Annotated in this window: 9 protein-coding genes; 6 read left to right on the top strand and 3 right to left on the bottom strand. The window is 32.2% G+C overall.

What is annotated here, in order from left to right; genetic code table 11:
- Positions 1-4 precede the first annotated feature (4 nt).
- The 3 genes from LG649_RS04045 to LG649_RS04035 all read right to left on the bottom strand — a co-directional run bounded on the left by LG649_RS04045 (position 5) and on the right by LG649_RS04035 (position 5,729).
- Complete coding sequence (locus tag LG649_RS04045; protein WP_226541190.1) at positions 5-2,758, bottom strand: TonB-dependent receptor; 2,754 nt, start codon at positions 2,756-2,758, stop codon at positions 5-7.
- Between the two features lie 204 nt (positions 2,759-2,962).
- The gene (gene glmS, locus LG649_RS04040) at positions 2,963-4,816 is read right to left on the bottom strand and encodes a glutamine--fructose-6-phosphate transaminase (isomerizing) (RefSeq protein WP_226541189.1); all 1,854 of its coding nucleotides are present in this window, start codon (positions 4,814-4,816) and stop codon (positions 2,963-2,965) included.
- Between the two features lie 100 nt (positions 4,817-4,916).
- A complete protein-coding gene (locus LG649_RS04035; protein WP_226541187.1) occupies positions 4,917-5,729 on the bottom strand; it encodes a glycogen/starch synthase in 813 nt (270 codons plus the stop codon).
- Positions 5,730-5,909: 180 nt separating this feature from the next.
- On the opposite strand from LG649_RS04035, the gene panC reads away from it, so the two are divergent.
- From panC to LG649_RS04005, 6 genes are all read left to right on the top strand, one after another.
- Positions 5,910-6,761 carry a pantoate--beta-alanine ligase gene (panC, locus tag LG649_RS04030; RefSeq protein WP_226541185.1) on the top strand — a complete coding sequence of 284 codons (852 nt, stop codon included), beginning with the start codon at positions 5,910-5,912 and terminating at the stop codon, positions 6,759-6,761.
- 13 nt (positions 6,762-6,774) lie between these two features.
- Positions 6,775-7,125, top strand: a complete 351-nt coding sequence (gene panD / locus LG649_RS04025) for an aspartate 1-decarboxylase (protein WP_226541183.1) — start codon at positions 6,775-6,777, stop codon at positions 7,123-7,125.
- Between the two features lie 6 nt (positions 7,126-7,131).
- A complete protein-coding gene (locus LG649_RS04020; RefSeq protein ID WP_226541181.1) occupies positions 7,132-8,085 on the top strand; it encodes a lysylphosphatidylglycerol synthase transmembrane domain-containing protein in 954 nt (317 codons plus the stop codon).
- A 66-nt stretch (positions 8,086-8,151) separates the two neighbouring features.
- Positions 8,152-9,300, top strand: coding sequence for an alpha/beta hydrolase (locus LG649_RS04015; protein WP_226541179.1), 1,149 nt, complete (start codon positions 8,152-8,154; stop codon positions 9,298-9,300).
- Positions 9,300-10,658, top strand: coding sequence for a DNA repair protein RadA (gene radA, locus LG649_RS04010; RefSeq protein WP_226541177.1), 1,359 nt, complete (start codon positions 9,300-9,302; stop codon positions 10,656-10,658). The genes LG649_RS04015 and radA overlap by 1 nt, the downstream gene beginning before the upstream one ends.
- 408 nt (positions 10,659-11,066) lie before the next feature.
- Positions 11,067-11,336, top strand: coding sequence for a hypothetical protein (locus LG649_RS04005; RefSeq protein ID WP_226541176.1), 270 nt, complete (start codon positions 11,067-11,069; stop codon positions 11,334-11,336).
- Positions 11,337-11,385: the final 49 nt, after the last annotated feature.

Below are 11,385 nucleotides of genomic sequence, written 5' to 3'. Positions count from 1 at the left end.
AATATTATAGGTTGTTTATTGTCCATGATACGTAGTACATAGAACCAATGTTTCCTGTACCAAAAGCAGTAAAGTATTCGTCGCCCAATAGGTTGGTTGCACCAGCTTTAAAGGCAGATTTTATGCTTGGAACTTTTAAGTTGATTTGAGCATCTACAACATGAAATTCTGGAACTAAACCATTACCAAAAGTTGCTTCCCAATAATAGTCATCGCTAAACCTGTATGCAATGTTGAAACCGAAGTTTTTAAATAATTCGGTGTTGCCAAAAGAAGCTTTAAATTTATGTTCTGGTGTATTGAAGTTTGTGGTGAAGTCTGGATAAGTTTGTCTATCAAAGTCTAATTTTGCATAAGTGTAGCTTCCACTTAAATCGAAATCACCAAATATTTTTGTTGATAAACCTATAGATGCTCCATAAGAATTAACATCTGCAGGAGAGTTTGTGTAAGTGCTATAAGCTTGGTAGTCGTCGTTTGCTATTGCGGCTATAGATAAGCCACCGTCTCCAACAGTTCCGTAATAAGGGGAAACTACAACTTCTTGAGATATAAAATCTTTGTATTTGTTGTAATACGCACTTAAATCTACAATTAAATTATTGAACTTGCCGCGATAACCAACCTCGGCAGAAGATACTTGCTCTGGTTTAATTATATCTGGGTTTGAAACTACTAAATCTGCAGGATTACCTGTTTCGGCTAAGGTTGCTACAGAACTAGCTGTGTATGAGTTTTCGTAAGCTACTCTTCCTGTTTGTGTTACGGTTTCGCCTTGTCCTAGTGCTTGTCCTTCTGTGCTTACATTGAAAGTACGTACATATCTGTCTAGATTTGTAGGTGCAGAACCAATTAAAATAGCTCTACCGGCATCTAAACCAATAAATAAATCTTGTGTGGTTGGGTTTCTAAAACCAGTTTGTACAGATGCTCTAAAGTTATGGTCTTTATTAACGGTTAAACCAGCAGAAATTCTTGGAGAAACAAATCCGTCAAAAAATTCAGATTTATCGTAACGCATAGAACCTGTTAACTTTAAATTTAAAGCATCGTTTAATTCTATGTTTTTTTGAATTTGAGTGTATAATCCATATTCTGAATACTCAATAGGAGCATCGTAATCGGTATAAATAGTTCCTGAAGAATTCAAAGCATATTGTCTGTAAGATCCTCCTAATTGAATTTCTGCCCAATCTATTAAATGACTAAAATTGTAATTAGCATCGGCGTGATAATATTTTGATGCATCTTGAAATTTTGAACCAGTAGATAAATCAGGATCGTTTATACTTCGGTTAAAAGCAGCTATAAACTCATCAGAACCAGGTTCGTATCTTCCAGATTCGGCTTGAGCCCGAGCAGCGGCATGTGCTTCGGCCTCGGTAGCACCAGTTAATGTGGCTCCTGCATAGGTTTCAATGTATTCGCCAAACCATTGTTCGTCACTTTTCCAGGCGCGGTTTATATTAATACCAGTAAAAACCATATCATAAGAATCTCCAGCTTTATCTGCAACAATATACCCTCTTAAAAAGAAGTTATTGTTTTTAAACTCTAATTTATGTTGCTGTTGAAAAAAGTTGTTAATATTATAACGGTTTGTTCCTTGATAAATGGTAGAGCCTGTTCCAACTTTACCAACATATTGAATTTCAAAATCGTTTTCCCAAGGTCGATAATATAAACCCCAATCAGCTTTAATACTTTCTGCGTTGTAATTTGTTAAATAGCGTTCGTTATATCCTGTTCTACTAACATCTACATCAGGAATTATACCTTTAATAGATTCTGGAGCAAGCGATCTAATGTTAGCTGAAACTTCATCACCATACACATTTATACCATCATAGTCTAAATCTGCTCTGGTTCTTGTCGGGTCAATTTTATCAACTTCACTAGTTGCTGCCCAATCAGTTCCCTTTAAATATCCGAAGTTAATTTTACCTGCAAATTTTTCAGAAAATTTTTGCGCTGCGCGGAAACTTATATCTGTATATTCGTTATCGCCTGCAGCTTTTTGTGAAGTGATACCTTTTTTAATTGAAGCACTAATGCCTTCGTGGTCAAAAGGGTTTTTACTTCTCATAAATAAAATACCGTTAAAAGCATTGGCTCCATAAAGAGCTGAAGATGCGCCAGGTAATAATTCTACGCTTAAAACATCGGTTTCAACCATACCTACTAAGTTTCCAATAGGAAAGTTTAATGCGGGTGTGGAGTTGTCCATGCCATCAACTAATTGCATAAAACGATTGTTTGCAAAGGTTGCAAACCCACGTGTGTTAACCGATTTAAATGTTAAACTGTTTGTGTTTACATCTACTCCTTTTAAGTTTTCTAAGCCGTCATAAAAATCTGCAGAAGCAGTATTTTTTATTTGTTTTAAACCGAAGCGTTCTACAGTTACAGGAGACTCGAAAATACGTTCTGGAGTTCTAGATGCAGAAATTACAACTTCATCAAGTGTGGTGCCTTCTTGAAGTATAAAATTTAATTTTTGGTTTTTTGTGTTTACTTCAATGGTTTGACTTTCAAAGCCTACGCTACTAGCTTGGACTTTAAACGGTGGGTTTTGGCCGTAGGTTAATGTAAAGTTTCCGTCAAAATCTGTGACAACACCTGTTGAGGTGCCTAAAATAATAATGTTTGCTCCTGGTATGGGTTGGCTATTTTCGTCAACCACAGATCCAGAAAATGTTGTTTGGGAAAATGATATACCGCAAATCAACAAGAAAATGAATTGGAGAATTGTTTTCATGTATTAAGTTTAGTTTAAATTGTGAAAGCAATATATGTATATTAATGCATTACTTCATAATAAAAATATGAAAAAGTATGCGTTAATATTACTTTTTTAACAAAAAAGACGATTAAAAATTACTGTTTGTTTAAAAAAACAGCAATTTGAATGCGAATAAAGCTTATTGAGGAGCTTTTAGTTTAAACCTAATATATTAAAAAACTACTCCACCGTTACAGATTTTGCCAGATTACGTGGTTGATCAACGTTTTTATCTAATAAAACAGCTATATGATAGGACAGTAATTGTAATGGGATAGTAGTGAGTAGTGGTGTTAAAAATTCTAAAGTTTCAGGAACCTCAATAACATGATCTGCCAATTCTGTTACCTGCTCATCACCTTCAGATACAATAGCAATTATTTTACCTTTTCTAGATTTTATTTCTTGAATATTGCTTACAACTTTTTCGTAATGCCCTTTTTTAGTGGCAATTACTACAATTGGCATGTTTTCGTCTATAAGAGCAATAGGGCCGTGTTTCATTTCGGCAGCAGGATAGCCTTCTGCATGAATATATGAAATTTCTTTAAGCTTAAGTGCGCCTTCTAAAGCAACAGGGAAGTTGTAGCCACGCCCTAAGTACAAGCAGTTTAAAGAATTTTTATAAATGTCTGCAATTAAACTAATGTGAATATCAGACTTTAAAGCTTGTTCGACTTTATTAGGTATTAATTCTAACTCTAATAGGCATGTTCTAAAATCTGAACTGCTAATAGTGCCTTTAGCACGAGCTAAGCGTAGTGCCATTAAAGTTAGTACTGTAATTTGTGTGGTAAATGCCTTTGTTGAAGCCACGCCAATTTCTGGTCCTGCATGCGTATATGCTCCTGCATGGGTTTCTCTTGCTATAGAGGAACCTACAACATTGCAAACACCAAATACAAAAGCACCTTTAGATTTTGCAAGTTTAATTGCTGCTAAAGTATCGGCTGTTTCTCCAGATTGAGAAATGGCAATAACAACATCATTTTCGTTAATTACAGGGTTTCTATATCTAAATTCTGAGGCGTATTCTACTTCTACAGGTACTCTTATTAAGTCTTCAAAAATATATTCGGCTACAAGTCCTGCATGCCATGAAGTGCCACAAGCAACTATAATAAAACGGTTAGCGTTTAAGAATTTCTTCATATTATCTTCTACGCCTGCCATTTTAATTATAGCTTCGTTGCGTAAAAGTCTTCCTCGGTAAGTATCTCTAATAGCTTTAGGTTGTTCGTGTATTTCTTTAAGCATAAAGTGGTCGTAGCCACCTTTTTCAATTTGCTCTAGGTTAAGTTGTAGCTTTTGTACGTAAGTATCAACTAGAGAATCATCTTTAATTTTGCGAACTTTAACGCCTTTTTTTTGACTAATAATAGCCATTTCTTCATCTTCTAAATAAACGGCATCTTTTGTGTATTCTAAGAAAGGAGAAGCATCACTAGCAATAAAAAATTCGCTTTCATTTTCGCCAATACCAATAGCAAGAGGGCTTCCTAAACGAGCAACAACAACTTCTTCTGGTTTGTTTTTGTCGAAAACAGCAATGGCGTAAGCCCCAATAACCTGGTTTAGTGCTATTTGCACAGCCTGTCCTAGCTTTACGTTTTCTTGTTGTTTTACATCTTCTATTAAATTAACTAGTACTTCTGTATCTGTATCTGATGAAAATGTATATCCTCTGGCTGTTAATTCTTGTTTTAATGATTCGTAGTTTTCTATAATTCCGTTGTGAATTATAACCAAATCGCCAGAGTTTGATTTGTGTGGATGAGAGTTTATATCGTTTGGTACACCATGAGTAGCCCAACGTGTATGGCCAATGCCTACTGTTCCTTTTTTTGGTATTTCGGTAACAACACGTGTTTCTAAATCTGATACTTTACCTTTGGTTTTCGAGATGTTTAGGGTTTCTCCATCAAAAAGAGCTATACCTGCACTATCGTAACCGCGGTATTCTAGTCTTTTTAATCCTTCTATAATTATTGGGTAAGCGTCTCTATGGCCAATATAGCCTACAATTCCACACATATATAATTTAGTTGTATTTTATGTTTTATTATATGTACGTAAAAACTTTAAAATTTGTTTATTGGAGAATTATTTTTTTCTTAAACCAAAAATAATTGGTTTATGCTCCTAAAATATCATTATTAAAAAACGATGTATAAGCTTCTCCGAACTCGTCTCTACTTTTGTATTCTAACATTGGTTTGTCTGAAGACTTTATGTGTTCGTTAAGTTCATCTGGAATATTTTCAGAACCAACAATTAAACCATCAGAATAATCAATAGCTACTTTCATTAAGTTGTTATATGTAGGTTGGTCTAAAATCTTTACAGCGTCTTCGGTAATGTTATCAAATTTAATTTTGTTAATTAAATCGTTATTTAGCATATTATCGAAACTTTGGTTGTAAACCGATGTAACAATTTTACTTTCGTTAAATAGAGGTTCATCTTTATAATATTCCTTTAAGTAAACCGGTAGCAGAGCAGCTAGCCATCCATGAACATGTATAATATCTGGAGACCAATTTAATTTTTTTACGGTTTCAATTACTCCTTTTGCAAAAAATATGGCACGCTCGTCGTTGTCTGGAAATAAGTTGCCATCTTCATCGGTTAATGTTGCTTTGCGTTTAAAGTATTCATCATTATCTATAAAATAAACTTGAATACGCTCTTTAGGAATAGATGCTACTTTAATGATAAGCGGCATATCTAAATCGTTAATTACTAGGTTTATACCGGAAAGTCTTATAACTTCGTGTAATTGGTGTCTGCGTTCATTTATATTACCGTATCTAGGCATAAAAATACGAATTTGCCCACCTTGTTGATTCACCAATCTTGGTGCTTCAAAAGACATAGAAGAAATTTCGGTTTCAGGTAAATAAGGCACTACTTCAGATGATACATATAATATCCTCTTATCTTTCATATGTTTGTTTTTGTTGACTTTTAACGATTTTAAAAATCATTAGTAATTATTGATTTGTTTTTTGTCGAATTAAAAAGCTTTTTTTCTTTAAATTCAAAAGAAAAACATGCAAAACTACAAAAATTTATGCTAATTTGATTGTAAAATCTTAAGTTTGCACCCGTTAATTTTTTAAGAAACGTGGAAGTTTACAATAAGAAAGAAGAAATTAAAGCTGCAATTGCATCATTTAAAAGCAACCAAAACACTGTTGGTTTAGTGCCAACTATGGGGGCGTTGCATGAAGGACACCTTCAGTTAGTAAAGCGCGCTTTAAGTGAAAATGATAAGGTGGTGGTTACTATTTTTGTAAACCCAACCCAGTTTGATAATCAAGATGACTTAGAGAAATACCCGAGAACTTTAGAGGTTGATGTTGATTTGTTAAAGTCTGTTAATAAGGATAATATCGTTGTTTATGCACCTTCGGTAAATGATATTTATGAAGGTAATACTGTTTCTGAATCTTTTAATTTTGATGGGCTAGAACATGAAATGGAAGGTAAGTTTCGTCATGGACATTTTGATGGTGTTGGAACTGTAGTAAAACGTTTTTTTGAAATTATAACTCCAGATAAAGCTTATTTTGGAGAGAAAGATTTTCAGCAACTAGCTATAATTAAAAAATTAGTTGAAAAATATAACATTCCAGTTAAAATTGTAGGTTGCGATATTTATCGAGAGGCATCTGGTTTAGCAATGAGTTCAAGAAACACTAGGCTAAAACCAGAATATAAAGAAGCGGCACCATTTATTTACAAAACTTTAAAATCTGCCAGAATGTACTTTGGCACAAAAAGTGCTACTTTAGTAACGCAATGGGTAACCATGGAATTTGCAAAGCATAATTTATTAGAACTAGAATATTTTATAATTGCTGATGCAGAAACCTTAAAACCCGTTCATAGAAAATCGAGCAAAAAAAAATATAGAGCATTTATAGCGGTTTATGCCGATGATATTAGGCTAATAGATAATATCGCACTAAATTAATTATCTTTGTTACATGCAAATTCAAGTAGTAAAATCTAAAATACACAGAGTAAAATGCACAGGTGCAGAACTCAATTATATTGGTAGTATAACTATAGATGAGGATCTAATGGATGCTGCTAACATTATACAAGGTGAAAAAGTTCAAATTGTAAATAATAACAATGGTGAACGATTGGAAACATATTGTATCCCAGGGCCAAGAAATAGTGGTGAAATTACTTTAAATGGTGCGGCTGCTAGAAAAGTTGCTTTAGGAGATACGCTTATTTTAATAACATACGCATTTATGGATATTGAAGAAGCTAAAGGCTTTAAACCTGCACTAGTTTTTCCAGATGAAGCTACCAACTTGCTTAAATAATTTCTCTTGAAATTTAATATAAAAAGTATTTTAAAAATTGGACTCCCATTATTATTGGGAGTTTTTTTGGTTTATTATTCTCTATCACAAATATCCATAAACGAATTGATAAAATACTTTAAAAAGGCCAATTATGCTTATGTGTTTTTAGGAATATTTTTTGGTTTTTTAAGTCATTTATCAAGGGCTTATCGTTGGCGATTTCAATTAGAACCAATGGGTTACAATATTAAGTTTAAAAATAGCTTAATGGCTGTTTTTGCAACATATTTAATAAATTATACAATACCCAGAGCAGGTGAAGTAGCTAGAGCTTCAATATTAACTAATTACGAAAATGTACCCTTCGAAAAAGGCATTGGTACCATTGTAGCAGAGCGAGTTGCAGATTTGGTAATTATGCTATTTATAATAGCAATAACTTTAGTGCTAGAGTTTGAGTTTATTTATAGTTTTTTAATAACTAAATTTAATCCAAAGGGTATAGTTTCTTTGTTGGTAATAGGTTTGTTTTTATTGTTGTCTGTTATCATTTATGTTGCTAGAAGTAAATCTAAATTTGCACAAAAGGTTAAAGGTTTTTTGGAAGGACTTACGGAGGGCGTCTTAAGTATTTTTAAAATGAGTAAGAAATGGCCTTTTATTTTTCATACTCTTTTTATTTGGTTAATGTATTTACTTATGTTTTACACCACATCATTTGCGTTACCTGAAACAAGTAACGTTACAATAGCAGCGCTTTTAATTGGCTTTATTGCTGCAAGTTTTAGTATAGCTGCTACTAATGGAGGTGTAGGTTCGTATCCAGAAGCCATTGTGTTAGCATTTACTCTTTTTAGTATACCAGAAAACCCAAGTAGGGCTTTTGGTTGGATTATGTGGAGTTCGCAAACCGTTATGTTAATTGTATTAGGAGGTCTGTCTTTAATATGTTTACCTATTTTAAATAGAAAAAGGTAAAATATATCGTTTTTTAAAATTCTACTTTTTTTATACCTTGCTACATCAAATCTCAAATCAAAAGAAATGAAAAAGAATTTACTTTTTTCACTAATTGTATTAGCTTCTGTGGTTTCTCATAGTCAAGTTATATATAAAAAATTAGAATCGCTTAAGCTTGATCAAACTAGGGAAATTAAAATACAATTACCTAGAGGTTATGAAAACAATCCAGAAAAAAAATATCCAATATTTATAGTTTTAGATGGAGATTATATGTTTGAAGTTGTGGCTGCAAACGTAGATTATTTATCGTATTGGCAAGATATGCCAGATGCTATTGTGGTAGGGGTAAACCAAGTAGATACACGTTTTGAAGATAGTATGTATGGGCAGCAAAATTCATTACCAATAGATTCTAGTGCTAGTTTTTTTGAGTTTATTGGTATTGAGTTAGTTCCTTATATTGAAAAAACTTACAGAACAACAGGTTTTAGAGTTTTAGTTGGTCATGGTAGTACGGCCAATTATATAAATTACTTTTTATTAAAACCATTGCCGCTATTTAGTGGTTATATAGTGTCAAGTCCTGAGCTTGCACCGAACATGTTAGACTATATTCCAGAAAGATTTCAAAAGCTTGAAGATAAAACATTTTATTACTTAGCCAATACAAAAAAAGATTCTAAATCTGTTTTAGAAATGACAAGCGCTTTAAATCAAGATTTGGTAAGTATAGACAACCCTAATATTGAATATACATATAAATTGTATGAAGGCGCTTCACATTATTCGCTGCCAACCAGGGTTATACCAGAGGCAATAGAACAATTTTTCAAGATTTACCAACCTATAAGTAAAGAAGAATATCAAAACGTTATCTTAAAATTAGAATATTCACCAGTTACTTATCTTCAAGAAAAATATGGTGCAATTAACGATTTTTATGGTGTAGAGAAACCAGTAATAATTAATGATTTTAAGGCAATAGCGGCTGCTATTGAAAAAAATGAAGGTTTTGAGTATTATGAAGAATTAAGTAAAATAGCAAATAAATATTATCCAGATAGTCTTTTATCTGGTTATTATTTAGGTAGATTTTACGAAGAAACAGGTAAGGCCAAAAAAGCTATGCATACATATCAAGAAGCTTTTGCAAAAGAAGAAATTGCAGGTATAACTAAAGATTATATTCTAGAATTGGTAGATGCCATTAAAGACGATTTTGGATATTAATGGCAAAAGTAAAAACTTCTTTTTTTTGTCAGAGTTGTGGTGCGCAATATGCTAAATGGCAAGGGCAGTGTAATGCCTGTAAACAATGGAATACTATAGTTGAAGAGGTTATACAAAAGCCAGATAAAAATGATTGGAAATCTCCTTCAACAGCATTAAAAAAGTCCTCTGTTCCATTAAGAATTAATGAAATAGATTCTGCTAAAGAAACACGTTTAAATACTTTTGATGGTGAGTTTGATAGGGTTTTAGGTGGCGGAATAGTACCAGGATCTGTAACCTTGCTTGGTGGAGAGCCAGGTATAGGGAAAAGCACGTTGCTTTTACAAATATCGTTACAGTTGCCTTACAAAACTTTATATGTTTCGGGGGAAGAAAGTCAAAAACAAATAAAAATGCGGGCAGAACGAATTAAGCCTAATAGCAAAAACTGCTTTGTTCTTACCGAAACAAAAACTCAGAATATATTTAAACAAATCGAATCACTTGAACCAGATGTGGTTATAATAGATTCTATTCAAACTTTGCATAGTGATTATATAGAGTCCTCTTCTGGAAGTATTTCACAAATAAAAGAATGTACTACAGAGCTAATAAAATTTGCAAAAGAAACAGCCACACCAGTAGTTTTAATAGGTCATATAACAAAAGATGGTAATATTGCTGGACCTAAAATACTAGAGCATATGGTCGATACGGTTTTGCAGTTCGAGGGAGACCGAAATCATGTATTTAGAATTTTAAGAGCACATAAAAATCGTTTTGGTTCTACAAACGAATTAGGTATTTATGAAATGCAAGGAAGCGGGTTGCGTGAAGTAACAAATCCTTCAGAGATTTTAATATCAAAGAAAGATGAGGAGTTGTCTGGAAATGCAATAGCAGCAACACTTGAGGGGGCGCGTCCTTTAATGATAGAGGTGCAAGCATTAGTAAGTACAGCTGTTTATGGTACTCCACAACGAAGTGCTACTGGTTTTAATGCTAAACGATTAAATATGTTGTTAGCAGTTTTAGAAAAGCGTGCAGGTTTTAGGTTAGGAACTAAAGATGTGTTTTTAAATATTACAGGAGGCATTTCTGTGGACGATCCTGCAATAGATTTAGCTGTAGTAGCATCTATTTTATCTTCAAATGAAGATGTAGCATTACCAAAAGATGTCTGTTTTGCAGCAGAAGTAGGTTTATCTGGAGAGGTTAGACCTGTGCAACGTGTAGAGCAACGTATTTTAGAAGCTGAAAAATTAGGGTTTTCAACTATTTATATTTCGAAATATAATAAAATTTCAAACAAACAATCTACTATCAAAATTCGTTTGCTTTCAAAAATTGAAGATTTGGCACTAAATATTTCGTAATAAAATTCTTTAACTTTAACATTTAAATTTTAAAAACTTAACTTTTTTTAACTAAAAAGCGCGTTTTAACGATTATTATTTGTTTTTTATCGATTTTTTTAATTATACTTGCCTTAAATTTTAGAATTAAATTGATATCATTAATTTTATAAAAGCATGTGTTCTAGTTATAATTAAGTATAAAATAATTTAATGTGAAAAATAATGAATTTATTGTATGATTTATTGATTACCTCAAGTTGATTCACAGCAGTATTTTGTACTTTTAACGAGTAAATAGTTTAAAATATGTATTATGTATTATTTTTGCTAAATAAAAGTTTACTTCCCTCGTAAATATTATTTAATCCAATCCATCATATTATTAATAAAAATTTAATAGTCCCAAACTAATTAAAATTTTAACCTATGAATGTAATTTATAGTAATTTATGCTTCATTGAGCATTTATATTCAAGTTGTATACCATATATAACTTCAATATTTTTAATTAAAAAAATAAGCAACAATACATTAAACAATCGTATTTGTAGCCCAATTATTGTACAAGACTATAGTTTTTTCTTCAAAACAGTTATTGTAAGTATTTCTTTATTTAAACGACTGTCTTTCATATCAGAATATGAATCAAATCAAAAAAATGGTCTAACTATTGCTATGCCTATATTAAATAGTTAGTCTTATATATAATAAACAAAACAAAAGGACTCTACATAACCCCAAAAAA

This window comes from Neotamlana laminarinivorans (genome assembly GCF_020523925.1).
GTDB lineage: Bacteria > Bacteroidota > Bacteroidia > Flavobacteriales > Flavobacteriaceae > Neotamlana > Neotamlana laminarinivorans.
Note: the sequence above shows the minus strand (reverse complement) of the source record. Positions and strands in the feature narration are given on the sequence as shown.